The organism is Pseudacidovorax sp. RU35E, from assembly GCF_900156165.1.
Taxonomy (GTDB): domain Bacteria; phylum Pseudomonadota; class Gammaproteobacteria; order Burkholderiales; family Burkholderiaceae_C; genus Xenophilus.
The window spans coordinates 386002-411769 of record NZ_FTMY01000002.1 but is presented as its reverse complement, the minus strand read 5'-3'; the positions used below and the strand labels follow the sequence as shown (position 1 = coordinate 411769).

Below are 25768 nucleotides of genomic sequence, written 5' to 3'. Positions count from 1 at the left end.
CGCCATGTTGATCCTGCACGACATCGAGAACCTCTTCGCGCGCCGCGGCGCCGAGCAGTACAGCGGCGAGCCCGTGACCCAGTTGGAACATGCGCTGCAGAGCGCTTGGCTGGCCGAGCAGGACGGTGCCGACGACGCGCTCGTCACGGCCGCCCTGCTGCACGACATCGGCCATCTGCTCAACGACCAAGGCGAGACGCCCACGCTGCGCGGCATCGACGACCGGCACCAGTTCCACGCCCTCCCCTTCCTCCGCGGGCTCTTTCAGGATCGGGTCCTCGACGCCATCGCCTGGCACGTCGATGCCAAGCGCTATCTGTGCGCGACCCGCCCGGACTACTGGGCCGCCCTCTCGGACGACTCCAAGCGCAGCCTGGTTCTGCAGGGCGGCGTATTCACCGACGAAGAAGCCATGCGCTTCATGCAGCGCCCGCACGCCCAGGAGGCGATCCGCCTGCGGCTGTGGGACGACACGGCCAAACAGGCCGACCTTGCCACCCCCGACCTGCCGCACTACTTGGCGCGCGCGCGTCGCTGCATGCTGGCCACGGACGCATGACGCTGACGGGCCCTGTCGCGCTGGCCGTGCTGTTCGGCGCGGTGCTCCATGCCAGCTGGAATGCGCTCATCAAGTCGGCGCCGGACAAGTCGCTGGACACGGCGCTGATCCACAGTCTTGGACTGTTCATCGCGTTGCCCATCCTGGCCTTCACTGGCCTGCCGGCCGCGGCTTCGTGGCCTTATCTGGCGGCCTCGGTGGTGATCCATGTGGGCTACTACGTGGCCCTGGCCGGCGCATACAAGCACGGTGACCTGGGGCTGGCCTATCCGGTGATGCGCGGCAGCGCGCCACTGCTGGTGGCCCTCAGCAGCCTTGCCGTGATGGGCGAGCGTCTCTCGGGGCTCGCGTGGTTCGGTGTGGCCGGCAGCTGTGCGGGCGTGCTCACGCTCGGTCTTTCACCCGGTCATCTGCACACGTCAGGGCACCGCGGCAAGGCCCTGGGTTTCGCGCTGGCCAATGCCTGCATCATTGCGCTCTATACCGTGATCGACGGCCTCGGCGTGCGGGCCAGCGGCAACGCCGCCGCCTACGTCGCCCTGCTCTTCGTCTTCGATGGCCTGCCCTTCATGCTGCTGGTGCTGTGGCGGCGCGGCCCGCAGGGGCGGCGTGATGCTCTCGCCTACATGCGGGGCCGACTGGGCGTGGCGTGGCTGGGCACGGCGGCCTCGCTGGCCAGCTATGGCATCGCGCTCTGGGCCATGACGCGGGCGCCGGTGGCCGTGGTGGCGGCACTGCGCGAGACCTCGGTGCTTTTCGCCGCGCTCATCGGCACTCTGTGGCTGCGGGAGCGCTTCGGCCGGCAGCGCGCCCTCGGCACCGCCGTGGTGGTCTGCGGCGTGATGGCGCTGCGATTCGGGTGACGGGGGCGCGCAGCGCACCAGGGCTGCGCGCAGTCAAGCGCAGGCTCAGCGCTTGACGCAGTCCGCGTAGTAGCGCTTCTTGCCCTTCTCGTCCACGCGGGCCACCAAGCCATGGATGTCGGTCTCGAAGCCCGGGCACTCCAGGTTGAACTGGCGCGCAAACTTCAGGTAATCCACGATCTTCTTGTTGAAGACCTCGCCCGGGATCAGTAGCGGAATGCCGGGCGGATACGGCGTGATCAGGCTGGTGGTGATGCGGCCTTCGAGGTGGTCGATCTCCACGCGCTCGGTCTTGCGGTGCGCGATGTGGGCGAAGGCCTCGCTGGGCTTCATGGCCGGCTCCAGGTCCGACAGGTACATCTCGGTGGTCAGCCGGGCGATGCCGTACTTGGCATACAGCTCGTGCACGCGCTGGCACAGGTCGCGCAGGCCCATACGCTCGTAGATGGGGTGCTGCTGGCAGAACTCCGGCAGGATCCGCCACATGGGCTGGTTGCGGGCGTAGTCGTCCTTGAACTGCTGCAGCGCCGTCAGCAGCGTGTTCCAACGGCCCTTGGTAATGCCGATGGTGAACATGATGAAGAAGCTGTAGAGCCCCGTCTTCTCCACGATCACGCCATGCTCGGCCAGGAACTTGGTGACGATGCTGGCGGGGATGCCGGTGGGCGCGAACTTGCCGTCGAGGTCCAGGCCGGGCGTCACGATGGTCGACTTGATCGGGTCGAGCATGTTGAAGCCATCCGCCAGCTTGCCGAAGCCGTGCCAGTTGCGCGCGCCGTTCTTCTTGCCGCCGTTGCCGGCGCGGGTCTCGCCCTTGATGATCCAGTCGTCGGCGCGACCGATGCCTTCGTCGACCAGGTGCTCCGGGCCCCAGACCTTGAACCACCATTCGTCCTTGCCGAACTCGTCTTCCACCTTGCGCATGGCGCGGCGGAAGTCCAGCGCTTCGAGGATGCTCTCTTCCACCAGCGCGGTGCCGCCGGGCGGCTCCATCATCGCGGCCGCCACGTCGCAGCTGGCGATGATGGCGTACTGTGGGCTGGTGGACGAATGCATCAGGTAGGCCTCGTTGAAGAGGTCCCGGTCCAGCTGCCGGTTCTGCGAATCCTGCACCAGCACGTGGCTGGCCTGGCTGATGCCGGCCAGCAGCTTGTGCGTGGACTGCGTAGCGAACACCAGCGATTCCTTCGGCCGCGCACGGCGCTTGCCCATGGCGTGATACGGGCCGTAGAACGGGTGGAAGGCCGCGTGCGGCAACCAGGCCTCATCAAAGTGCAGCGTGTCGACGTAACCGTCGAGCATCGTCTTGATGGTCTCGGTGTTGTAGATCACGCCGTCGTAGGTGGACTGCGTGAGCGTGAGCACGCGCGGCTTGACGGTGTCGGCGTCCACGTCCTTGAGCAGCGGGTTGGCGCGGATCTTGGCCTTGATGGCCTCGGGCTCGAACTCGCTCTTGGGGATGGGGCCGATGATGCCGTAGTGGTTGCGCGTGGGCTTCATGAAGACCGGGATCGCGCCGGTCATGATGATCGCGTGCAGGATGGACTTGTGGCAGTTGCGGTCTACCACCACCACATCGTCCGGCGCCACCGTGTGGTGCCACACCATCTTGTTGGAGGTGGACGTGCCGTTGGTGACGAAGAAGCAGTGGTCGGCATTGAAGATGCGCGCTGCATTGCGCTCGCTGGCCGCCACGGGGCCGGTGTGGTCGAGCAGCTGACCCAGTTCCTCCACCGCGTTGCAGACGTCGGCCCGCAGCATGTTCTCGCCGAAGAACTGGTGGAACATCTGGCCGATGGGGCTCTTGAGAAAGGCCACGCCGCCGGAGTGGCCCGGGCAGTGCCAAGAGTAGGAGCCGTCTTCCGCGTAGTCGATCAGCGCCTTGAAGAAGGGAGGCTGCACCGTCTCGAGGTAGCTCTTGGCTTCGCGGATGATGTGCTTGGCCACGAACTCCGGCGTGTCCTCGAACATGTGGATGAAGCCATGCAGCTCACGCAGGATGTCGTTGGGCAGGTGCCGGCTCGTCTTGGTCTCGCCGTAGATGTAGATCGGCACGTCGGTGTTCTTGCGCCGTACCTCGCCGATGAAGGTGCGCAGGTTCAGCACGGCCGGGTCGAGGTCCGGGCCGATGGTGAATTCCTCGTCGTCGATCGACAGGATGAAGGCACTCGCCCGGCTCTGCTGCTGCGCGAACTGCGACAGGTCGCCGTAGCTGGTCACGCCCAGCACCTCGAAGCCTTCGCTTTCGATGGCCTGGGCCAGGGCGCGGATGCCCAGTCCGGAGGTGTTCTCGGAGCGGAAGTCCTCGTCGATGATGACGATGGGAAAGCGGAATTTCATGGGCTGTCGGGCTCCGGCTTTTGGGGGGTGCGCAAAGAAGGCGCGAAGTGTAAGGAATTCAAATGACGGTCGCGCCGCGCCGTGTGCCCCAGAATGTGGGGCTCTCTGCCACCTCTTCGCTGTAGGAACTCATCCATGGCTCAATCGACGCTCTGGTGGTTGTTGGCCGGTGCGGCCATTGCGCTGGAACTGGTCACCGGCACCATCTACCTTCTTCTGACGGCAGTGGCCTTCGCAGCGGCGGCCATCGCGGCCCATCTGGGTGCCGCGCTGCCGGTACAACTGGTGGTGGCGGCGGTGGTCGGGGTCGCCACCGTGGGCGCCTGGTTTCTCAGGCAGCGCGCCCGCCCTGCGGGTCCACCGCCGCAGGCCAGTCCCGACATGAACCTGGACATCGGCGAGCGCGTGCAGGTCGAGTCATGGCTGGCCGACGGGACGGCGCTCGTGCGCCATCGCGGAGCGCAGTGGACGGCCGTACTGCGCGCGGGAGCCCATGCCCAGTCCGGCGCGCACCGCGTGGTCGAACTTCAGGGCAATCGCCTCGTTCTCGAGCCGCTCTGAAGGCCGGTCGGCCCGAAGCGCGCGGAACCTTTCACTCTCACTTCATCGAACCGCCATGGAAATCGCCGTCGTCATCCTCGTCATCGCAGTCATCTTCATCTGGCAGTCCATCAAGTTCGTGCCCCAGCAGAACGCCTGGGTCCGCGAGCGACTCGGCAAGTACCACAGCACGATGACGCCCGGGCCGAACTTCCTCATTCCCTTCATCGACCGGGTGGCCTACAAGCACAGCCTCAAGGAAATCCCGCTCGATGTGCCCAGCCAGATCTGCATCACGCGCGACAACACGCAGTTGCAGGTGGATGGCATCCTGTACTTCCAGGTGACCGATCCGATGCGCGCGAGCTATGGCTCGTCCAACTACATCGTGGCCGTGACCCAGTTGGCCCAGACCTCGCTGCGCAGCGTGATCGGCAAGCTCGAACTCGACAAGACCTTTGAGGAGCGGGACATCATCAATGCCCAGGTCGTGGCGGCGATCGACGAGGCCGCGCTCAACTGGGGCGTGAAGGTGCTGCGCTACGAGATCAAGGACCTCACGCCGCCGGCAGAGATCCTGCGCGCCATGCAGGCGCAGATCACGGCTGAGCGCGAGAAGCGCGCCCTGATCGCTGCGTCGGAAGGCCGCCGGCAGGAGCAGATCAACATCGCAACGGGCGAGCGCGAGGCCTACATCGCCCGCTCCGAGGGCGAGAAGCAGGCGGCCATCAACAACGCACAGGGCGAGGCCGCCTCCATCACCGCGGTGGCGGAGGCCACGGCACTTGCGATCGAGCGCATCGCGGCCGCCATCCGGCAGCCAGGCGGCGATCAGGCCGTGCAACTCAAGGTGGCAGAGCGTGCCGTCGATGCCTACAGCAAGGTCGCAGCCGACGCGAAGACCACCTTGATCGTGCCAAGCAACATGACCGACACCGCAGGCCTCATCGCTTCCGCGATGCAGATGGTGCGAGCTGGTCGCGGAGGCGGTGTAAATCCGGGTTAGAATCTTGGGCTCCACGGAGCGGTGGATGAGTGGTTTAAGTCGCACGCCTGGAAAGCGTGTGTGGGTTAATAGCCCACCGCGGGTTCGAATCCCGCCTGCTCCGCCAGACCATCAATGAAAACGGGCCTTTTGGGCCCGTTTTCATTTCTAGTCATCAACAAGCCTCTTGGTGGGAAAGAGGCTTTTCAGCAGCGCAAACCCGCTATCGTGGTTTGCGTTGGCGTCCGACCAAAGCCCACTCCCTGCAGCACTAAGCGTCAGCGGTCACTGGCGGATAGGCGCCTCGAGCAGCCGCCCTAGACCCGATTCTGCGGCGTCATCTGCACGGTCTCAGCGTTCATGGGCCATTGACGCGGTTCAAGATTGGCGAGTTGAAGCCCCGAGGCCGGAGGCGGTTCACCGGTCACAACACCACTGCCAACTTGGCGCCATCAGCAAAAACAAGCGCACAAATGAAAAAAGCCGTTGAAGATCAACGGCTTTTTATGCAAGGCATTGGCGGAAACGGAGGGATTCGAACCCTCGATGAGGCTCTACACCCCATACTCCCTTAGCAGGGGAGCACCTTCGGCCACTCGGTCACGTTTCCACTGCGCTAGGCAGACAGCAATTATGCCATCAAATCTGCCCCGTTCGGCCCTGAAGGCCGCGCGTTGCGCATTAATTTGCAGGCTGGTCCAGGTCGAAAGCCTTGTGCAGCGAGCGAACGGCCAGCTCCATGTACTTCTCGTCGATCACGACCGAGGTCTTGATCTCGCTGGTGGAGATCATCTGGATATTGATGCCCTCTTCGCTCAGCACACGGAACATCTTGCTGGCCACACCCACATGGCTGCGCATGCCGATGCCGACAATGCTTACCTTGCAGATCTTGGTGTCGCCGACGATGTCTGCGGCGCCCAGGCTGGGCAGCACCTTGGTCTTCAGCAGGTCGACGGTGCGCGCAAACTCGGCGCGGTTGACCGTGAAGCTGAAGTCGGTCTTGCCGTCCTTCGACAGGTTCTGGATGATCACGTCCACCTCGATGTTGGCGTCGGCCACCGCGCCCAGGATGTGGTACGCGATGCCCGGCTTGTCGGGCACGCCCAGGACGGAGATCTTGGCTTCGTCGCGGCTGAAAGCGATGCCGGACACGACGGCTTGTTCCATGTTTTCGTCTTCCTCGAAGGTGATCAGAGTGCCCGACACGGCCTCTTCGTTGATGTCGATGTCCCAGGGCGTGAAGCTGGAGAGCACACGCAGCGGCACGCGGTACTTGCCGGCGAATTCCACCGAGCGGATCTGCAGCACCTTGGAGCCCAGGCTGGCCATCTCCAGCATCTCCTCGAAGCTGATCTTGGCCAGACGGCGCGCATCGGGCTCGACGCGCGGGTCGGTGGTGTAGACGCCGTCGACATCGGTGTAGATCAGGCACTCGTCGGCCTTCATGGCCGCGGCGATGGCGACGGCCGAAGTGTCACTGCCGCCACGGCCCAGCGTGGTGATGTTCCCCAGCTCGTCCACGCCCTGGAAGCCGGTGACGACCACCACGCGACCCGCGTCCAGGTCAGCCCGCACGCGCTCGTCGTCGATGCGCTCGATCCGGGCCTTGGTGTAACTGCTGTCGGTCTGCACACCCATCTGCCAGCCGGTATAGCTCACGGCGTCCACGCCTTCGCTCTGAAGCGCGATGGCCAGCAGCGCCGATGAGGCCTGCTCCCCGGTCGAAGCCAGCATGTCCAGCTCACGGTTGTAGGGAGTCGTGGGCTTGGCCGGGGCCAGCTCCTTGGCCAGGCCAAGCAGGCGGTTGGTCTCGCCGCTCATGGCGCTGGGGACCACCACCATGCGATGGCCCGCGCGCGCCCATTTGGCGACGCGCTTGGCGACATTGCGGATGCGCTCGGTCGAGCCCATCGACGTGCCGCCGTACTTGTGAACGATCAATGCCATGGGTGAGATGTCGGAAGAAAAGTGAGTCGCCTTGTCGGCGTCGCCGGCAACAGCAGGCCTCGGGAATGGCCTGCACGGTGGCAGCCCGGATGCCAGTCAGCGCGGTGGCTTCGGCAAGGGCGCGCCATTGTACCAACGCAGGGTGTCGCCCTCGCGCACCACCTGGCCGTTGCCAGCCTTGAGGTGGATACGGTGGCCGCGCGTTGTGCACACGGCGATCTGGTCCAAAAGTTCGTCGATCTGCCGGGCCGCCGGCGCGCGGCCGGAGACCTCCGCCAGCCAGGCCCGCAATGCATTGGCCTGCCGGCTTCGCGGCAGCGACTGCAGCGCCCTGATGCGGGGCGGCGTGCCCGTCTGCTCCAGATCGGAGCGGGCGAGGTCGGCCAGCAGGTCCTGCGCCTGGGCGGCGTGGCGCGCGCTGCGGGCGAAGGTCTGGCGGAACTGCGGAAAGGCGGCCGCCAACGCGGGCAGCACCTGCTGGCGGATGCGGTTGCGGGTGTAGCGCGCGTCGGCATTGGTGGGGTCGTCGATCCAGCCTTCGCCAAGGGTGCGCAGCCAGACACGCAGGGTGTCGGGCGGAAGTTCCAGAAACGGCCGGTGCCAGCGCAGGCCGCCCCGCTCGGCCATGCTGGGCATGGCCGACAAGCCCGGCAAACCGGCTCCGCGGGACAGGGCGAGGATCATCGTCTCGATCTGGTCGTCGGCGTGGTGGCCCAGCACGATGTCGTGAACTGCGCCGAGTTGCTCGCGCGTCGAGGCTACGTGCACGATCTGGCCTTCGCCCGACGCGTTTCCGTCCGGATTGCCCCCCGCCCTGGCCAGTTCGGCCAGCGCCCGGTAGCGGCCCAGCCGCGCCGCCTCTTCAGGACTTTCGCCGGCCTGCGCACGCGCATCGATCCGGCCCACCCGGAGTGGGACCTGCCAACGTTCACAAAGTGCGGTGCAATGGCGCTCGAAGGTGTCCGCCGCGGCCTGCAGCCCGTGGTTGACGTGCAGCGCCACCACCTGGCCCGGCCAGCGGCGTGCACAGGCCACCAGCAGCGCCGTCGAATCGGCGCCGCCGCTCAGGGCCACGCCCAGCGGCAGGCCTGGCTTCAGCGCGTCGATGCTCGCATCGACCACCTCCGGGGGAACCCGTGCTGCACCCGGCGCTCCAACCCCGCTCATGGCCGACGCATTTCAGCGCCGGCTACACCCAGACTGAGGAGTTGCCGCATGTGGAAGTTGGGACGACTGTGGTGGGCCATGCGCAAGGAGCTTCTGCTGGCCTGGGCTGTCTTGCGAGATGGCCGCTCACCCTGGGGCGCCAAGTTGGCCGTGCTGGCGGCTGCGGCGTATCTCATCAGCCCGCTGGATCTTGTCACGGACGCCATCCCGGTGTTGGGATGGCTGGACGACGGCATCGTCGTATTCCTGCTGCTGAAGCTCTCGCAGAAACTGCTGCCGCCGGGTCTGGCCGATGCACTCAGGGCGCGCAAAGCCCGATATCGTCGGTAAAGCACGCGACGCGGCCCGGGCCGAGCCCCCAGGGCATGGCAACCCGCCGTCCAGGACTCAGCGGGCGGCGTCGGCCTTGGTGTCGGCGAAGCGGCCGTAGCTCTGGATGCGCTCATAGCGCCGGTCGACCAGCTCGCGGGTCTTGAGGTCCACGACCTGGCGCACCGCCTCGGTCAGCGCACGCTTGAGGAAGGACGCCATCTGTCGATGGTCGCGGTGCGCCCCGCCCACCGGCTCGTTGACGATCTTGTCGACCAGGCCCAGCGCCTTGAGCCGGTGCGCCGTGATGCCCAGCGCGTCGGCGGCGTCCTGCGCCCGGTCTGCGGTCTTCCAGAGGATGGAGGCGCAGCCCTCGGGGCTGATGACTGAATACACCGAGTACTGCAGCATCAGCACCTGGTCTGCCACCGAAATGGCCAGGGCGCCGCCGGAGCCACCCTCGCCGATGATGGTCGTGATGATCGGAACCTCCAGCTGCGCCATCTCGAAGATGTTGCGGCCGATGGCCTCGGACTGGCCGCGCTCCTCCGCATCGATGCCCGGATACGCGCCCGGCGTGTCGACGAAGGTGAAGACCGGCAGCTTGAACTTCTCGGCCGTCTTCATCAGGCGCAGCGCCTTGCGGTAGCCCTCGGGCTTGCTCATGCCGAAGTTGCGCGCCGTGCGCTCCTTCGTGTCGCGACCTTTCTGGTGACCCAGCACCATGCAGGGCATGCCATTGAAGCGGGCCAGGCCCCCAACGATGGACAGGTCGTCCGAGAAATGCCGGTCGCCGTGCAACTCCACAAAGTCGGTGAACATCTCGTTCACGTAATCCAGCGTATAGGGCCGCTCGGGGTGGCGCGCAATCTTGGTGATCTGCCAGGGCGTGAGGCTGCTGTAGATCTCCTTGGTCAGCTGCTGGCTCTTCTTGCCGAGCTGGTCGATCTCTTCGGAGATGTCGACCGCCGATTCGCTCTGCACATAGCGCAGTTCTTCGATCTTGCTTTCGAGTTCGGCAATGGGTTGCTCGAAGTCGAGGAAGCTACGTTTTGCCAAGATCTACTCCTGTGAAGTCAATAGGCCACGGGCAGGGGCTCGAGCGAGCGCCAAATGTACCAAGTGGCCACACTGCAATAAGGGGCCCAGGCGACGGCCACTTCGCGCGCATCGCTGCGGCTGACGGGGTCGCCCGAGAAATACTGCTGGCTGATGCCGGCGATGAGGCTGGCGTCGTCCAGCGGCAGGATGTTGGGTCGAAGCAGGTGGAAGATGAGGAACATCTCTGCAGTCCACCGGCCGATGCCGCGGATGGCCACGAGCTCCGCAATGATCATCTCGTCGGCCATGTCCTTCCAGGCCTCCACGTGCACGGTGCCGGCATCGAAATGCAGCGCCAGGTCGACGAGGTACTCCACCTTGCGCGCGGAAAGGCCCGCCGCGCGCATGTCGTCGACCTTCAGCTTGAGCACGTTGGCGGGCGTCATGCGGCGGGGCAGCTTCTCGAAGCGCTCCCACACCGACTGCGCGGCCTTCACCGATATCTGCTGGCCCACGATGCTGCGCGCCAGGGTGGTGAACGCATCCCCGCGCGACTGCAGCCGCGCATCGCCGAACTGCGGGATCAGCCGACGCATCACGCGGTCCTTCTTGACCAGATGGCGGCACGCTTCCTCCCAATAGTCGGGCGTGATGAAGTCCGGATCCTGTGCGCGCGATGGAGCCATGGGCAACGTTGCCGTCTGTCTACCGTTTACTGGGCCGCAGCCCAGGTGGTGCCCGCCGGCCCATCCTTGAGCACGATGCCCTGGGCGAGCAGGTCGTTGCGGATGCGATCGGCTTCGGCAAAGTTCTTCGCCGCCTTGGCTGCGGCGCGCTCGGCGATGCATGCCTGGATGGTGGCCTCGTCGAGCCCCGCACCCGCCTGAAGAAAGACGCGCGGTTCGGCTTGCAGCAAGCCAAGCGTACTGGCCAGCGCCTTGAGCAAGCCGGCGGTCTGGGCGGAACGGGTACGGTTGGCCTCCGCAGCCAGTTCGAAGAGCACGGCGACCGCTTCGGGCGTGCCAAAGTCTTCGTCCATGGCTGCCTTGAAGCGCGCGGCATGCGGCTGTTGCCAGTCGATCTCGGCCAACGGCGCCGGGGGCACGCTGTCGAGCGCGGTGTACAGCCGGCGCAGCGCGTTGCGTGCGTCGTCCAGGTGCACGTCGCTGTAGTTGAGATCGCTGCGGTAGTGCGCGCGCACGATGAAGAAGCGAAGCGTCTCGGCGTCGTACTTCTTCAGCACATCGCGGATGGTAAAGAAGTTGCCCAGGCTCTTGGACATCTTCTCGTTGTCGATGTTGATGAAGCCGTTGTGCATCCACTTCATCGCGAAAGTCTGGCCCGTGGCGCCTTCGCTCTGCGCGATCTCGTTCTCGTGGTGCGGAAACTGCAGGTCGGCACCACCGCCGTGGATGTCGAAGGTTTCGCCCAGGAGGTCGCAGGCCATGGCCGAGCATTCGATGTGCCAGCCCGGGCGGCCGGTGCCGAAAGGGCTTTCCCATTTGGCCTCGGCGGGCTCGGTCGGCTTGGCGCGCTTCCAGAGCACGGGGTCGAGGGGGTCTTCCTTGCCCTCGGCAACGGCCACGCGGTTGCCCGCGTGAAGCTCGTCGAGCGACTTGCCGGAGAGCTTGCCGTAGCCCGGGAACTTGCGCACCGCATAGTTCACGTCGCCATCGGCCGAGCGATAGGCCAGGCCCTTTCGTTCCAGCGTTTCGATCATCGACAGCATTTGGGGGATGTAGTCGGTCGCACGAGGGTCGTGCGTCGGGCGCTCAACGCCAAGCGCGTCGGTGTCCTCGTACATCGCGTCGATCATGCGCCGGGTGAGAGCCTTAAGCGTCTCGCCGTTCTCCACCGCGCGACGGATGATCTTGTCGTCGATGTCGGTGATGTTGCGCACGTAGGTCACGCGCCATCCGCGCGCCTTGAACCACCGCTGCACCACATCGAAGGCGATCATCGACCGGGCATGACCCACGTGGCAGAAGTCGTAGACCGTGATGCCGCACACGTACATCCGTACGTGGCTCGCCTCCAGCGGCGAAAACTCCTCCAGTGCACGCGTGAGCGTGTTGTAGATACGCAGGGTCATGAAACTTGGAATGGGCGCCGTTGAAAGGTGGCGCCGGCCTGGGGATCGATCATGCGCCGCCGCGGGCGCGCTGCCAAGAGCTTCGCCGAAGCCGTGGCTACAATCCGATGAGTATAAACGGCCCCCGCGCAGCGCCCATCCCGGTGGGCCCGCCGCAACCAACCATGCCGGGGCGCACGCGCGGTCCGGCCTCATTCGCTCAATGACGCACGCCGCTTCTTCCGTCGCCCGCTCCCTGATCCGCGCTTCCGTGGCCTGCCTGTTGGTTGCCGGCGCTGGCGCGGCTCTGGCCGATGACTACGCCGACGTCAATGCCCTGCTGCGCACGGGCAAGGCTGCCGAGGCCCTGGACAAGGCTGACCGGTACATCGCTGGCAATCCGCGGGACCCGCAGATGCGTTTTCTGCGCGGCGTGATCCTCAGCGAACAAGGCAAGCCTCAGGACGCCGCCGACACCTTCGTCAAGCTGACGCAGGACTATCCCGAGCTTCCCGAGCCGTACAACAACCTGGCCGTCATCTATGCAGCGCAGGGGCAGCTCGACAAGGCGCGCGACGCGCTCGACAACGCGCTTCGTCTGAATCCCAACTACGCCGTCGCCCACGAAAACCTGGGCGATGTCTACGTGCGTATGGCCGCACGCCAGTACAACCGCGCGCAGTCCTTTGCGTCGACGAGTTCCAGCGTGGCGCCCAAGCTGGCGCTCGTGCGCCAACTGGTGGACAGCACCGGCAACGCAGCCAACGGCAAGTTGCCGGCGGCTACGCCTGAACAGCGCCGCATCGTCCGCTGAGCCAAACCCGCGACCCGTGCGGAACCGCCGGGGCACCGGGCGCTCCTATTCCCATTCCGTCGACTTCGCAGGGAGTTTTTGCGTGATCCCATTTCGTTCCACCCTTCTCACTCGCCGCTGGCTGCTCGCGCTGGCCACTGCTGCGGCCGTGCCGACCGCCGCCTGGAGTCAGGTCGCCGCGCCACGCGTCAAGTTGACCACCAGCGCCGGTGACATCGTGCTGCAGCTCGAACCCGCCAAGGCACCCAAGACGGCCGCCAACTTCCTGCAATACGTTCAGGAGAAGCACTATGACGGCACCGTGTTCCACCGTGTCATCGACGGCTTCATGATCCAGGGCGGCGGCTTCACGCCAGACCTGCGCCAGAAGCCCGCGCGTGCGCCGATCGCGCTGGAGGCCGACAACGGCTTGAAGAACGACCGTGGCACCATCGCCATGGCCCGCACCAGCGACCCGAACTCGGCCACGGCCCAGTTTTTCATCAACGTGAAGAACAACGACATGCTCAATGCCCCGAACCCGGACGGCCACGGCTACGCCGTGTTCGGCAAGGTCGTGTCGGGCATGGAAGTGGTCGACAAGATCCGCGCCGTGCCAACCGGCGCCCAGGGTCCGATGCGCGACGTGCCGGTCGACCCCGTCATCATCCGCAGCGCCACGGTGCTGAAGTAAACGCGCCCACCGCCCCCTCCCCTTTCTCCAGGAGCCCCCATGAGCAATCCAAAAGTCGAACTCACCATCAAGGACCACGGTCCCATCGTCATCGAGCTGGACGCCGAGAAGGCGCCCAAGACGGTCGAGAACTTCCTGGCCTACGTGACCAAGGGCCATTACGACAACACCGTCTTTCACCGCATCATCGACGGCTTCATGATCCAGGGCGGCGGCTTCGAGCCCGGCATGAAGCAAAAGCCCACCGGTGCCGAGATCACCAATGAAGCCAACAACGGCTTGAAGAACGACATGTACACGGTCGCCATGGCCCGTACCAGCGCGCCCCACTCGGCCACGGCGCAGTTCTTCATCAATGTCGCCAAGAACGACTTCCTGAACCACACCGCGCCGTCGCAGCAGGGCTGGGGCTATGCCGTGTTTGGCAAGGTCGTCTCGGGCACCGAGCTCGTCGACAAGCTGCGCAAGGTCAAGACGGGCCGTCGCGGCTTCCACGACGATGTGCCGGCCGAAGACGTGGTGATCGAGAAGGCCACCATCCTCGCTGAGTGATCGCAGGGCGGCATGCGGCCATCCGGGTTGTACCCGAATTGCCCCGCCCGCGTGGCGGGTAGGCGGGCCATTGCCTGAACGATGACCCTGCAGACCGCCTTCACCGAATTCGTCGCGCCTCCCGAGTGGCGCACGGTCGACCTGCTCTCCGACCTCCACCTGGATCCTGCCGAGCCGGACACGCTCCTGACGTGGCGCCAATATCTGCAGACCTCGCCTGCCGACGCCCTGTTCATCCTGGGCGACCTGTTCGAAGTCTGGGTCGGTGACGATGCAGCATCGGAACCCGGCTTCGAGGCCGACTGCGCCGCCTGGCTCAAGGAGGCTGCAGCGCGCCGGCCGATTTTCTTCATGGCCGGCAACCGCGACTTCCTGCTCGGCCAGGGCTTTGCCGCCCAGGCCGGCATCCAGCGCCTGTCCGATCCGCTGTTGCTCGTGCTGCATGGCCGGCGCTGGTTGCTCAGCCACGGCGACCTGCTTTGCCTGGAAGACCATGAATACCTAGCGTTCCGGGCCCAGGTGCGCAGTTCCGAGTGGCAGCAGGAATTCCTCGCGAGACCTCTGCACGAGCGTCGCGCAATTGCCCGCCACATGCGCGAACACAGCGAATCCCGCAAGGCCGACCCGCGGGCGGTGTGGGCCGACGTCGATGCCGACGCCGCCGCGGGCTGGCTGCGCAGCGCCCATGCAACGACCCTGATCCACGGTCATACGCACAGGCCGGGGCATCATGACCTGGGCGAGGGCCTGGAGCGATTGGTGCTCAGCGATTGGGACGTGGCGGCTTCTCCGCCTCGCGCCCAGGTGATGTGCCTCACCGCGGCGGGCGCGCAACGCGTGGATCTGCGCTGAGACTTTTCAAGATGCTTGGACGCTGGCTGCGCGGATTGCGCCCCCCGCCAGAGATTCCTGAAGCCGCATGGCAGCGCGTGCTCGGGGCTCTGCCCTTCCTCGCTTGGCGAACGCCAGAAGAACGCGCTCGGCTGCGCGGGTTCAGCGCTCGCTTCCTTCAGCGCAAGGAGTTTCACGGCGCCTTGAGCTTCACGATCACGGACGAGGTTGCATTACTGATTGCCGCCCAGGCGGTGCTGCCGCTGCTTCATCTGCCGGGCGACCTCGACTGGTACGACGACTTCGTCGGCATCGTCGTCGTACCCTCCGAGGTATCGACGAGACGCACGTTGGTGGACGAGGCTGGCGTGGTACACGAATACGACGAGTCCATCATCGGCGAAGCGCGTGAGCACGGCCCCGTGATGCTGAGCTGGCCACATGTGGCAGAAGCAGCCGCAGGCGTGCATGAAGGCCCGATCCTGAACGTGGTGATCCACGAGTTCGCGCACAAGATCGACATGCGCGATGGCCAGATCGACGGCTGCCCACCGCTGCCTGTCGGCTTTATGGGCAGCGCGACGGCCCTTCAGGCCCGCGAACGCTGGTTGGCGGAACTGGAGCCCGCCTACGATCGGTTTCGCGAGCAAGCCATCGTGGCCGAGCGCTTCGGCGGCGAGCCGCCCTGGCTGGACGACTACGCCGCCTCATCGCTGGCGGAATTCTTCGCAGTGGCCTGCGAGGCCTACTTCGTCGACCGCGCCCGCTTCACGCAGGAGTTCGGCGGTCTGGCGACGGCCTTCGACGCATTCTTCCTTTCGCAGCGCGGCAAGGCCTGAGGCCCCGCTCAGCCCTTACGCAGCAGTGGCTTGAGCGCGCTTTGCAGGCGCCGCGCGGTCGTGGGCTCGTGCGCTGACGCCAACACCCGAGCCGCGTCCTGCGCCCATGTTTCGGCCGGACCCGGCTCGTTGCGCTTGGTCAGCAGTTTGAGCTGCAGTGCGCGACGGGCATCCAGCTGTTCCGGCGGCGTTGGCACTTCGGCAGCCATCTCCAGACGCAACAGCGCTTCGGCGGGTTCGCCCGAGGGTGCCGAGGACAGCGACTGCACCCACTGGTTGCGCACCGAAGGCGAGACGCGCCCCAGTTCTTGCGCCGGCGGCACCGCGGCAGCGTCCCGCTTGCTCCACGCGTCGAGCAGTTGCGTCACGGCTTCACCATGGGCCTGGCTCGCCAGCTTGCGCAGCGCGGCCTGGGCATGCTCCATGGCGTCACGCTGAGCGCGGAAGGCCGTGTCGCCCAGACGCGGGCCACGGTCTTCACGCGGCGGACGGTCGCCGCGCATGTCGCCGGGACGGCCGGGCCGGTCGCGGCCAAAGCGGTCACCGTTGCGGTCGCCGCCACGTGGGCCGCCCCGACCGTCGCGCGCATCGCGGCGATCACCGAAACGACCTGCGGGGGCCGCAGCCGGACGTGCCGCGCCAGGGCGGTCATCGCCGCGCACGGCCACCACGGGGCGGGGTGCGGCCTTGGACGCAGGTGCGGGTGCAGGCGCAGACGTCTCCCCACCCTCGGCACCGCCGTCCTGGGTCGAGACATCGGTCGGCGCCACAGTGGCATCGGCCGAACCCGCGTCCGTCGCGTGCGTGTCGCCCGCAGGCGCCGCAGCTGCGGGAGCCGTGCCGGCCGGCGCAGCGGCCTCCCGACGGCCACGCAATGCGCCTTCCAGCGCCGTCATGGCAGCGCGGATCTTCTGGGCATCGCCGGTAGCATTGGCTGCCTCCAGCGCCCTCGAGGCCTCGAGCACCGCACGGTCGTGTTCACCCATGGCTTCGGTCTGGCGCTCGCGCTCGGCGCTCTTGCGCTGGAACGCGTCGTCGATGGGCTTGCGAAAGGCGTCCCAGAGCTTTTGCTCCTGGCGACGCTCCAAGGGCACCGCCTGCGCTTCCGCCTGCCAGCGCTGCTGCAGCGCCTTCACGGCATCAATGCGCAATTGCGGCGCAGCGCCGAGTTCCGTCGCTTCGGCAATCATCTGCTGGCGGCGTTCGATGCTCGCCTTCTGCGAGGCCTCCAGCGGACCGCGGGCCTCGTTCATGGCCGCACTCCACAGTGGCTGCAGTTCGGCGAACACCTTCTCGCTCACATGACCGCCGTCGCGCCAGCGATCGGAAAATTGGTGCAGGGCGCGGTTGCGCGCCTTGAGGTCGGCATCACTCGCGTGTTCGGTGGTCCATGCGCGCAATTCCTCGATCAAGGCAAGGCGCTGTGCGCGGTGCTCGGCCGCTTCGGCCCGGACCTTCTCCAGCCAGGCTTCGACCACCTTGTGCGCCTTGTTGCAGGCTTCATCGAAGCGGCGCCACAGACCATGGTTGGGCACGCCGCCCTGGTCGGCCTGCTTCCACTGTTCGCGCAGGGCGCGAAGCTGTTCCTGCATCTTGCGGCCACCCAGGGCCTGGCCCTCGGGACGGTTGAGCAGGCCTTCGGCCTTGGCCACCAGCTCTTCGCGCACCTTGTCGGCGCCCCAGCGCTGCCAGCCTTCAAGTTCGCCGGCGGCAACCAGCGCCGCATGCACGCGGGCCTCCAGCGCGTTGCCCACAAGCTTGCCATGCTCCTTGAGCACGGCGCGTAGCGCATTGGCCGCGGCCTGGCTGCTCTTGCCCTGGCCTTGGGCCGTGGCTTCTTCGAGCTTGGTCAGCGAGGCTTCGACGGCGCTTTCGGCGGCAGCACGCTGCGCCGGGTCCACCTTGGGGGCAGGCGGCGCGGCGGGCGCCGGAGCGTTCTCGGGCGGCAGCCCCCGGGCGGCACGCAGCTCGTCCGCCCAGACGGGGACGGGGGGCAGGGGCGCCTGGGCATCGGCAGCGGCGGAAACGGCCTGGGCCAGCGCGCTGTGGAAGGCCTCGGACACGACCTGCAGCTGGGAGCGCGACGCATCGAGCTGCAGCGCGAAACGGGCGTCCAGGCTGGCCCAGTTCGGGTCCTGCGTGATTTCGTCGGCCTGGGTGGTCCAATGGGCCACGTCGGCGCGAAGGCCCTCTTCTGCGGCTTGCGCGTCCTGCCATCCCTTGGTGGACAGCACTTCGAAGCGTTGCGCGAGCAACACGGCGGCCTCACGGTGGACCTGGGCGCGGTGCTGCAGGTCTTCCACACCCTTCACGCGTTCAGCAAGGTTCGCCTTGAGGCCGGCGAGCGGCTCGCGCGACAGCGGCGCACCCGCCTTGGCGGCATCGCGCTGCCACGCCATGGCGTCGGCAATGTTCAGACGGGGCTGGTCGAGCAGCGAGCGGGCCTTCTCGGCCCATTCGGCGGCAATCACTTCCTGGCCCTTGGCACGCTTGATTTCGTCCAGGCGTTCACGCAGTGCGCGAGCGGCGCCCTTGTCGCGGCCGCTGAGTTCCTTGAAGACTTCCTGCATCAACTCGGGCGAGGGATTGCCTGCGAGCCAGTCGCGCACGCGCTGCGCCCGTTCGCCGGAGGTGGCAGCGGTGAAGACGCCCCCGGTGAGCTGGTCGAGGGTGGGAAGATCGTGTTTGGTCGTGGCTTGAGTCACTGCGCCAGAGTCGTGGTAAGAGATCGGAGGGGGTGGGCCGGCAGGCTGCCGGTCATCCAAGCAAAGGCGCCGGCAAGGCCGGCGCGTCCCGCATTGTCGCCCAGGAGCGCCTGCGCCTGGAATACCGGGGCAGGCGGTTGAGAAATCCTTCTCAACGCATCTCCAGCGTCAAGGCGGTGCCGGGCTTCCATTCGGCGTCATCCGCGCGGGTGCGCACGGCGCCGAGGAAGATCCGGTCTCCCGCCAGTTTGCGCTGGAGCAGATAGTCGCGCACGGTTGCCGCCCGGGCAATGGCCAGCTCACGGATGGACTGTTCGTCCACCACGATGGTTGGCAGCAGCAGTTTCTCCATCTCGGCGACGGACTGCGACTTGGCCATGCCGATGAAGTTGCGTGGCTTGGGAATGTCGGCCCGCTTGTACACGGCCTCCAGCAGCGCTGGATATTCCTCGTCCGTCACGGGCGTGACGTCCGCCGGGTCGGTACCGGCACGGACGGCCGCACGGCGCTTTTCGGCCTGGGCCATGCGGCGCAGGCGCTCGCGCTGCAGTGCGTCACGTTCACGCTCCAGGCTCGCTTGGCCGACGAGGGTCAACCGAAGGCCCTCGCGCTGATTGATCGCCTTTTCCACCTTGTCCAGGTTTTGCCGAGCCGCGTCGGACAGCATGTCGCTGCCCGGCGCGAAGGGCACGACGCTCGATTCGCTGCTGCCGCCACCCAGCCCGCCGGTGAGCAGGCTGAATGGCGACGTCACCGCCTTCGCGATCAGGTTGAGGAGGCCCTTCCAGATCAGCGGGCCGATGCTGAACTGCGGATCATTGAGGGAACCGGACAGCGGCAGTTCGACGTCGATGACGCCGTTGCGGTCGGCCAGCAGCGCTACGGCCAGGCGCACCGGCAGGCTATTGGGTGCGTTCTTGACTTCGTCACCGAACGCCAGTTGATTGAGCACCAGCTTGTTGGTGGCGGTCAGGCGGCCATCCGGCGCAACTTGGTAGCGGACGTCCACGCTCATCTTGCCGCGCTCGATGCCGTGGCCCGCATAGCGGATCGAATAGGGCGACAGCGGGGCCAACTCCAGGTCGCGCACCTTGGCCGCGATGTCCAGTTCCAGCGGTTTGGCCAACGGGTTCAGCTTGCCGAGGATCTCTAGCGACGCCGTCTGCTGCGCCTTGCCGCGCAGTTCCAGGTCGGCGAGGGCCGGGCGGCCCCCATCGGCGGGCTCGGAGGAGAAGGCGCTGAGCCGGCCGGTCAGTTCGGTCAGGTCTGCCGAATAGTTCGGCTGCACAAACAGGTCCGAAAAGTCCACGCGCGCATTGACGACGCTGATCGGGCCGAAGCGGACGACGGGCGCTGGGCCCGCCGAGGCCTCCGCCGCCACAGGTGGGGCCGTCGGCGGCGCGGCATCCCCGCCCCCCGCGTTGGTGGACGCACTGGCGCCGCCAGCCGCAGCCGCTGTCCGTGCCGCCGGCCGCTCGGCGGCGGCACGCTCGCTCTCCTGCTGACCCTTGCGGGTGATCGCCTGTAGGTTCAGGCGACCGGACGGCTGCACGATGATCCGCGCGAACGCATCGGTGAGCGTGGTCTCGCGCACATCGAGCCGGAGCGCCGAGCGCGGGCGCTGGTCGAGCTCGAAGCCGCGCAGCGCCAGGGTCTTCCAACGCAGCAGACGTTCGCCGCGTGCCGCCTGGGGCGCTTGCGTGGTCGTGGGACTGCCAACGGTCAAGGCCATGCTGTCCACCCGCAGGTCGTCGACGGACAGGTCGCCGCTCAGCTTGGCCTGGACGCCCGTGGGCTGCACCGCAGCCGAAACCGTTCCGCGATAGGAGGCAAAGGCACGCCGCACATCCACATTGAGCGACTGACCGTAATAGGGCTGGAAGGCATGGACCGGCAACCCTGTGGCCTCCAGCCGGCCGGCCAGCGCCACCGGTGCCAGGGCAAGCGTGCCCTCGAAGTCGAAGCGGCCGGGCTCCGCCCGCGTCCCCGCCATGATGCGGCCCGCCAATTCGAGCGGTGAAGCAGCGGCAGAAGCAGGATCGACATCGCGCCCTCGCAGGCGCAAGTCTGCGAGCTTTACCTCGACCAGCGCACCGACCTGAGCGCGGTCGACGAACTCGACATCGCCGCCGTCGACAGACAGCGCAGCGATGCGCAATTTCCACGGTGGGGGCGGTTCGCCCTGCGGCTGCCGCGGCTGGGCCACTGGCGCCGCGGCGGCATCCGGCGTGCGCAACCAGCGCTGGTACATCCAGCGCTGTTCTTCGTCCCGCTCCACCCGCACCCGCGGCTGGGTGGCCGCCAGGCTGCCGATATCCAGCGCCCGTGCCTTGAGGTCCACCCGCGCATCCCGCACCTCGAAGTGGCCGACTGCAGCCAGAGCGGTCTTGCCATCGGTCAGCGACAGACTGTCGAGCGTCACACGTTCGGCCGTGAGCAGCAAAGCATCGGGCGACCACTGCAGACCGAGCCGGCCGCCCAGACGCCCGTCGACCGCCGGATTGAGCGTCGATGCCAAATAGGGCGCCGCCAGCGAAAGGGGAATGTCGTTCGCCTCAAGTTGCGCCCTGACTGCCGTGGGACTGCCCTGCCCCTCGAAGCGCAACTGCCCACGCGCCACCCGCATCTCTCCTGCAAACTTCGCGGGTTGCGCCGCAGGCCACGCTGCATCGTCGACCGTCAGGCCCAGGTGGGTGACGTCGACAACCGCGGCCGGCGCCACGGAATCGTCGTGCCAGGCCACATGGCCTTCGCGCACCGCGACGTGGTCGACGCGCACCGCCCACCCGGGCGTCGGCGCGGCTGCCGTGCTGGGCACGGGCGCGGATGCGGCCGGCGTAGGCGTTCGCGCGGTCCGGGCGGTCTCCGGTGCCGGCGTGCGGCCGTCGGTGAGCAACAAGTTGATGCGGCCCTGCGCATCGCGCCGCGCCGCCAGCGTGGGCGCATCGACCTCGACCGACGACAGGTGCACCTGCCGCTCCAATGGCCGGACGTCGGCCAGCACCACCTTCAGCCCGTCGAGCCTGATCAGTTCCGCGCCACGGGCATCCGCCGCCCTGGCGCCTTTGACCTGCACGGACCCGGACAGCCTGAGCGAGGCATGGTCGGACCTTTCGAAGTCGGCCCGCAGGTCCAGATCCACGACGCCCGACTGCAAGCTCACCGGCAGACCCGGTGGAACGTAGGCAAGGTACGGGGCGAGGTCCAGACCGGCGACATGCAGCTGCACCGCCGTCTTCCGGGAGGCGGCAAAGGGCTGTGAAGCCCCCGACGAGTCGAAGCGGCTGCCATTGAGGGTGAAGGCCAGCCGCGGCTCGACTTCCACCTCGCGCTTGGAGGCCAGGCTGCTGAGGAAAGGCACGTCGACATCCAGCCCGTCGATCACGTGCTGCCGCTTGGCCAACTGGTCGTCCAGGTCGACGTGCCCGCCCTGGATCGCCAGGTTGTAGAGCACGAAGCGCGCGGGCTCGCCCGGGGGCTTGGCCTGCGCGGGCGAGCTCAGCTTGCGCACCACGTCCTCAATGTCCAGTGTGCCGTCCTCGCGCCGGGTCAGGCGAAGCACGGGCTGCTCGATGCGCAATGCGTCGATCACCGGTGCCAGGCGCACGAGCGACTGCAGTTCGGCATCGGCGTAAAGCCGCCTCACGCTCAAGAGTGGCTGCGCGCCGTCAGTGCCGGCGATCACCACGTCCGACAGCGACAGTTCCAGCGTCCACGGGCGGAACCGCACGGCGCCCACTGTGACATCCCGCCCCAACAACGAGGATGCCTGCTTCTGCACCTGCCATTTCAGCAGCGGCGGCACGGCTGCCCAGAGCAGCAGCCAGAGCAGCAACACCCCGGCGACAGCCGCGCCCGCCCGCTGCAGCCAGCGGCCGCGCTTGATTGCGGAAAGATTCATGGCTGGAGTGTGCCGCAATGGCTGGCAGCTCCAGCGCACCACGGCCCCTGTCACGCTGCAGCGCATCGGCCTGCAGCGCTGAGCGCCCACCGCGACGGCGCCCCAAAGAAAAAGCCCGGGGGCCGCTTGCGCAGGCCCACCGGGCTCGACGGTGGGCCCCAGGCCGCTTCCGTCTTTTTGGCGCGGGAAGAAGATGGTTCCCAGCGCACGGGCGGCAAGAGATTGCCGCCAAAGAGGCCGGGGCACCCCGCGGGACGGAGTCCCGCGCGAGCACTTCCGGCGGAGCGTCTGCGATGCAGACGGCTGCAGATTAGGCCGCGAGGCAGGCCATGGCAAATGAAGTCGAACGATGAATCAGGTGAGCGCCATAGGTGGAGTCTTAAGGCGCTCTTTAGCATAAAGAACTAAAACGATATTCTTGACCGTGTATTTGACGGTTCCTAGAATGCGCGCTGCCCGGGCTCCCGCAGTCCTACTACCCGGGCCCTCTTCCGGACTTCCCAGGTCCGGCCTCTCTGGCGAAGTCAGGACGCCCGTGCACCTTGTATCCATGCACGGACCTGTTCCTCGCCGCTTCACGCGATCGTTCGAGGCAGTCGGCACATCGGTGCACGACTCGCAGCCTTGGAGTTCGCAGAGAAAGGAAAGTAGCGAATGAATCAGGTCTTGCGGGCTGGCATGCAGGGGTTGCGAACCTTTGCCAGCGACGTAGCCGATGGTTTCTTCGAGATCGTCCACAACGGCTTCGCGCTGATCGGGCTCGCGCTCGTGTTCGTCGTCGTAGCATTGGCCGCCCGCCCCGACCTGCAACAGGTTGGCGAAGAGCGGCTGGCCGCGTGGGTCGAATCTCGCAAGCCGGCGCCGGCCCCCACCGATCCGGCACCCAACGCCGTGGAGCGCGCCACCGCGGCACGCCCCGAAGAACTGCCCCGTCCCCAGGCGGCCGTGGCCTACTGGCTCAGCCGCAAATACAAGGTGGCCGCCGAGCCTCTGAGCGTGCTGGTGGCCGAGGCCTACGACATCGGGCGGCAGACTAAGCTCGATCCGACGCTGATCCTGGCCATCATGGCCGTCGAATCGAGCTTCAATCCCTTCGCACAGAGCCCGGTCGGCGCACAGGGCCTGATGCAGGTGATGACCCGCGTCCATGGTGACAAGTACGAGCCGGCGGGCGGCACGCTGGCAGCCTTCGACCCCATCACCAATCTGCGTGTCGGTGTGAAGGTTCTGCAGGAGTGCATCGCCCGTGCCGGCTCGCTCGAAGGCGGATTGCGCTATTACGTCGGCGCCGCCAATCTGGGCGACGACGGCGGCTACACCGTCAAGGTGATGGCCGAGCACGACCGGCTGCGCCAGGTCGCCAATGGTCGAAACGTACCCATCTTTACGCCGCCTGCGCCGGCCGCCAGCACACCGCCTCCGGCAGCGATGCCCACCCAGCCACCGCAGCGAACCCAGCCGATTCCGGTGGTTGCCCCCGCGGATGAGCCCAAGCCGACCACCCGCCCTCCGGCGACAGTGGCCCTGCTGGAACAGCCCGCCCTCTAATTGCTGCACTTCGGCATAGAAAAGGCGCCTCCTGCAAGAGGCGCCTTTTTCATTGGCGAACACCTCGCCCCGGCCTCCCTGATGCGAAAAGTGCTGCCAGGCCTCGGCTACACTCCGGCGGTGCGCGACTGGCGATAGGCGCGGCCCCTCCCCGCGAGGCGAGCCGGCGCTGACGTGGATGACCACTGGGAAGCGCACCGCCCGCGGTTCGCGCCGGGGCGATCAGCCGTTCGCCTGGGCAGCCCTTGCCGGATCCGAAGCCGCAAGGTCCCTCTTCTTCGAAGGACTGCCATGTACCAACGCAATATCCTGGTCCAAGAGACCGATCCCGAGCTGTACGCCGCCATCCTGGCCGAGACGCAGCGCCAGGAAGACCACATCGAGCTGATCGCCAGCGAGAACTACGCCTCGCCGGCCGTCATGGCCGCCCAGGGCTCGCAGCTCACCAACAAGTACGCAGAAGGCTACCCGGGCAAGCGCTACTACGGCGGCTGCGAATACGTCGACGTCGCCGAGCAGTTGGCCATCGACCGCATCAAGCAGCTCTTCGGCGCCGACGCCGCCAACGTGCAACCGCACTGCGGCGCCTCCGCCAACGAGGCCGTGTTCCTGGCCTTCCTCAAGCCCGGCGACACCATCATGGGCATGAGCCTGGCCGAAGGCGGCCACCTCACCCACGGCATGCCGCTGAACATGTCAGGCAAGTGGTTCAACGTCGTCTCGTACGGCCTGAACGACAAGGAAGAGATCGACTACGACGCGATGGAGCGCAAGGCCCACGAGTCCAAGCCCAAGCTGATCGTGGCCGGTGCCTCGGCTTATAGCCTGCGTATCGACTTCGAACGTTTCGCCAAGGTGGCCAAGGACGTCGGCGCCATCTTCATGGTCGACATGGCCCACTACGCCGGCCTGATCGCCGCGGGCGTGTACCCCAACCCGGTGCCGCATGCCGATGTGGTGACCTCCACCACCCACAAGAGCCTGCGCGGTCCGCGCGGCGGCTTCATCCTGATGAAGGCCGAGCATGAGAAGGCGATCAACAGCGCCATCTTCCCGGGCCTGCAGGGCGGCCCGCTGATGCACGTCATCGCCGCGAAGGCCGTCGCCTTCAAGGAAGCACTGACGCCCGAGTTTAAGGCCTACCAGCAGCAGGTGGTCAAGAACGCGCAGATCGTGGCCGAGACGCTGACCTCGCGCGGCCTGCGCATCGTGAGCGGCCGTACCGAGAGCCACGTCATGCTGGTCGACCTGCGCGCCAAAGGCATCACCGGCAAGGAAGCCGAGGCTGTGCTGGGCAGCGCCCACATGACCATCAACAAGAACGCGATCCCCAACGATCCCGAGAAGCCCTTCGTGACGAGCGGCGTGCGCGTCGGCACCCCGGCCATGACCACCCGCGGCTTCAAGGACGAGGAGGCCCGCGCCACGGCCCACCTGATCGCCGACGTGCTGGACAACCCTCGCGACGCCGCCAACATCGAGGCCGTGCGCGCCAAGGTGGCTGCGCTGACCAGCCGCTTCCCGGTCTACCGCTGAGACAGGCCAGGCCGCATGAAATGCCCCTTCTGCGGCCACGCCGAGACGCAGGTCGTCGAGACCCGCATCTCGGAAGACGGTGACTTCGTCCGCCGCCGCCGCCAGTGCGGCGGCTGCGAGAAGCGCTTCACCACCTACGAGCGGCCGGACGTCAACTTTCCCGCCGTCGTCAAGAAGGATGGCAGCCGCGCCGACTACGAGCCGGCCAAGGTGCGCGCATCGATGATGCTGGCGCTGCGCAAGCGGCCCGTGAGCGTGCAGCAGATCGACGAGGCCCTGATGCGCATCGAGCAGAAGCTGCTCTCTGGCGGGCTGCGCGAGATCGAGTCCAGCAAGCTTGGCGAACTCGTCATGCACGAGCTGCAGCGTCTGGACAAGGTGGCCTACGTGCGCTTCGCGTCGGTGTACCGCAGCTTCGAGGACGTCGAGGAATTCCGCCGCCTGCTGCGGGACATCTGACCCCCCGCCAACCGGGCTGCCGCCGCAGCGGCAATCCCCCTGCCCGAATCCGGCCGCTTTTCCGGAATTTTTTCGCCTTTGCACG

The 25768-nt window shown here is 66.9% G+C and carries 21 protein-coding genes, 2 tRNA genes and 1 riboswitch; of the genes, 14 read left to right on the top strand and 9 right to left on the bottom strand.

What is annotated here, in order from left to right; translation table 11 throughout:
• Nucleotides 1-4 precede the first annotated feature (4 nt).
• Together BXA03_RS04815 and BXA03_RS04810 are read left to right on the top strand one after the other, a co-directional pair.
• A complete protein-coding gene (locus tag BXA03_RS04815) occupies nucleotides 5-559 on the top strand; it encodes a phosphonate degradation HD-domain oxygenase (protein WP_076504446.1) in 555 nt (184 codons plus the stop codon).
• The gene (locus tag BXA03_RS04810; RefSeq protein ID WP_076504444.1) at nucleotides 556-1422 is read left to right on the top strand and encodes an EamA family transporter; all 867 of its coding nucleotides are present in this window, start codon (nucleotides 556-558) and stop codon (nucleotides 1420-1422) included. Before BXA03_RS04815 ends, BXA03_RS04810 begins: the two co-directional genes overlap by 4 nt.
• Before the next feature lie 45 nt (nucleotides 1423-1467).
• Here BXA03_RS04810 and BXA03_RS04805 read toward each other — a convergent pair whose 3' ends face one another.
• Nucleotides 1468-3762: an arginine/lysine/ornithine decarboxylase gene (locus BXA03_RS04805; protein WP_076504442.1), complete on the bottom strand. Its 2295-nt coding sequence runs from the start codon at nucleotides 3760-3762 to the stop codon at nucleotides 1468-1470.
• 135 nt (nucleotides 3763-3897) lie between these two features.
• On the opposite strand from BXA03_RS04805, the gene BXA03_RS04800 reads away from it, so the two are divergent.
• From BXA03_RS04800 to BXA03_RS04790, 3 genes are all read left to right on the top strand, one after another.
• Nucleotides 3898-4323: an NfeD family protein gene (locus BXA03_RS04800; RefSeq protein WP_076504441.1), complete on the top strand. Its 426-nt coding sequence runs from the start codon at nucleotides 3898-3900 to the stop codon at nucleotides 4321-4323.
• A gap of 55 nt (nucleotides 4324-4378) precedes the next feature.
• Entirely contained in the window at nucleotides 4379-5308 is a 930-nt protein-coding gene (locus BXA03_RS04795) for an SPFH domain-containing protein (protein ID WP_076504438.1), read from the top strand.
• A gap of 15 nt (nucleotides 5309-5323) precedes the next feature.
• A tRNA-Ser gene (locus BXA03_RS04790) sits at nucleotides 5324-5414 on the top strand.
• A gap of 390 nt (nucleotides 5415-5804) precedes the next feature.
• Here the strand turns inward: BXA03_RS04790 and BXA03_RS04785 are convergent.
• The 3 genes from BXA03_RS04785 to tilS form a co-directional block, all read right to left on the bottom strand.
• A tRNA-Ser gene (locus BXA03_RS04785) sits at nucleotides 5805-5897 on the bottom strand.
• Between the two features lie 71 nt (nucleotides 5898-5968).
• Nucleotides 5969-7237, bottom strand: a complete 1269-nt coding sequence (locus BXA03_RS04780; RefSeq protein WP_076504436.1) for an aspartate kinase — start codon at nucleotides 7235-7237, stop codon at nucleotides 5969-5971.
• Between the two features lie 96 nt (nucleotides 7238-7333).
• Nucleotides 7334-8404: a tRNA lysidine(34) synthetase TilS gene (tilS, locus tag BXA03_RS04775; RefSeq protein WP_076504433.1), complete on the bottom strand. Its 1071-nt coding sequence runs from the start codon at nucleotides 8402-8404 to the stop codon at nucleotides 7334-7336.
• A 48-nt stretch (nucleotides 8405-8452) separates the two neighbouring features.
• On the opposite strand from tilS, the gene BXA03_RS04770 reads away from it, so the two are divergent.
• Nucleotides 8453-8734 (top strand): DUF1232 domain-containing protein, encoded by a 282-nt coding sequence (locus BXA03_RS04770; protein ID WP_076504429.1) that lies wholly within the window; start codon nucleotides 8453-8455, stop codon nucleotides 8732-8734.
• A gap of 57 nt (nucleotides 8735-8791) precedes the next feature.
• Here the strand turns inward: BXA03_RS04770 and BXA03_RS04765 are convergent, their stop codons facing one another.
• From BXA03_RS04765 to cysS, 3 genes are read right to left on the bottom strand one after another with little or no spacing between them, the layout of a single operon-like run.
• Entirely contained in the window at nucleotides 8792-9772 is a 981-nt protein-coding gene (locus BXA03_RS04765) for an acetyl-CoA carboxylase carboxyltransferase subunit alpha (RefSeq protein WP_076504427.1), read from the bottom strand.
• A gap of 17 nt (nucleotides 9773-9789) precedes the next feature.
• Entirely contained in the window at nucleotides 9790-10440 is a 651-nt protein-coding gene (locus BXA03_RS04760; RefSeq protein WP_076504424.1) for a DNA-3-methyladenine glycosylase family protein, read from the bottom strand.
• A 26-nt stretch (nucleotides 10441-10466) separates the two neighbouring features.
• Nucleotides 10467-11846, bottom strand: coding sequence for a cysteine--tRNA ligase (gene cysS, locus BXA03_RS04755; RefSeq protein ID WP_076504421.1), 1380 nt, complete (start codon nucleotides 11844-11846; stop codon nucleotides 10467-10469).
• 202 nt (nucleotides 11847-12048) lie between these two features.
• Here cysS and BXA03_RS04750 point away from each other — a divergent pair, with 202 nt between their 5' ends.
• The 5 genes from BXA03_RS04750 to BXA03_RS04730 all read left to right on the top strand — a co-directional run bounded on the left by BXA03_RS04750 (nucleotide 12049) and on the right by BXA03_RS04730 (nucleotide 15534).
• Nucleotides 12049-12639: a tetratricopeptide repeat protein gene (locus tag BXA03_RS04750; RefSeq protein WP_076504418.1), complete on the top strand. Its 591-nt coding sequence runs from the start codon at nucleotides 12049-12051 to the stop codon at nucleotides 12637-12639.
• An 85-nt stretch (nucleotides 12640-12724) separates the two neighbouring features.
• On the top strand, nucleotides 12725-13312 hold the full coding sequence (locus BXA03_RS04745; protein WP_076504862.1) for a peptidylprolyl isomerase: 588 nt from the start codon (nucleotides 12725-12727) through the stop codon (nucleotides 13310-13312).
• Nucleotides 13313-13351: 39 nt separating this feature from the next.
• Nucleotides 13352-13864 carry a peptidylprolyl isomerase gene (locus BXA03_RS04740; protein WP_076504416.1) on the top strand — a complete coding sequence of 171 codons (513 nt, stop codon included), beginning with the start codon at nucleotides 13352-13354 and terminating at the stop codon, nucleotides 13862-13864.
• Between the two features lie 81 nt (nucleotides 13865-13945).
• The gene (locus BXA03_RS04735; protein ID WP_076504414.1) at nucleotides 13946-14716 is read left to right on the top strand and encodes a UDP-2,3-diacylglucosamine diphosphatase; all 771 of its coding nucleotides are present in this window, start codon (nucleotides 13946-13948) and stop codon (nucleotides 14714-14716) included.
• A gap of 11 nt (nucleotides 14717-14727) precedes the next feature.
• Nucleotides 14728-15534 carry a M90 family metallopeptidase gene (locus BXA03_RS04730; protein WP_200803331.1) on the top strand — a complete coding sequence of 269 codons (807 nt, stop codon included), beginning with the start codon at nucleotides 14728-14730 and terminating at the stop codon, nucleotides 15532-15534.
• Between the two features lie 8 nt (nucleotides 15535-15542).
• On the opposite strand, the gene BXA03_RS04725 is transcribed toward BXA03_RS04730, so the two are convergent.
• The gene (locus BXA03_RS04725; protein ID WP_076504411.1) at nucleotides 15543-18239 is read right to left on the bottom strand and encodes a DUF349 domain-containing protein; all 2697 of its coding nucleotides are present in this window, start codon (nucleotides 18237-18239) and stop codon (nucleotides 15543-15545) included.
• Nucleotides 18240-18390: 151 nt separating this feature from the next.
• Nucleotides 18391-22206: a DUF748 domain-containing protein gene (locus BXA03_RS04720; protein WP_234983592.1), complete on the bottom strand. Its 3816-nt coding sequence runs from the start codon at nucleotides 22204-22206 to the stop codon at nucleotides 18391-18393.
• A gap of 588 nt (nucleotides 22207-22794) precedes the next feature.
• On the opposite strand from BXA03_RS04720, the gene BXA03_RS04715 reads away from it, so the two are divergent.
• The 3 genes from BXA03_RS04715 to nrdR all read left to right on the top strand — a co-directional run bounded on the left by BXA03_RS04715 (nucleotide 22795) and on the right by nrdR (nucleotide 25683).
• A complete protein-coding gene (locus BXA03_RS04715) occupies nucleotides 22795-23688 on the top strand; it encodes a lytic transglycosylase domain-containing protein (RefSeq protein ID WP_076504406.1) in 894 nt (297 codons plus the stop codon).
• A gap of 114 nt (nucleotides 23689-23802) precedes the next feature.
• Nucleotides 23803-23935: riboswitch (ZMP/ZTP riboswitch) on the top strand.
• Between the two features lie 44 nt (nucleotides 23936-23979).
• Nucleotides 23980-25224, top strand: coding sequence for a serine hydroxymethyltransferase (gene glyA / locus BXA03_RS04710; protein WP_076504403.1), 1245 nt, complete (start codon nucleotides 23980-23982; stop codon nucleotides 25222-25224).
• 15 nt (nucleotides 25225-25239) lie between these two features.
• Nucleotides 25240-25683: a transcriptional regulator NrdR gene (nrdR, locus tag BXA03_RS04705; protein ID WP_076504401.1), complete on the top strand. Its 444-nt coding sequence runs from the start codon at nucleotides 25240-25242 to the stop codon at nucleotides 25681-25683.
• Nucleotides 25684-25768: the final 85 nt, after the last annotated feature.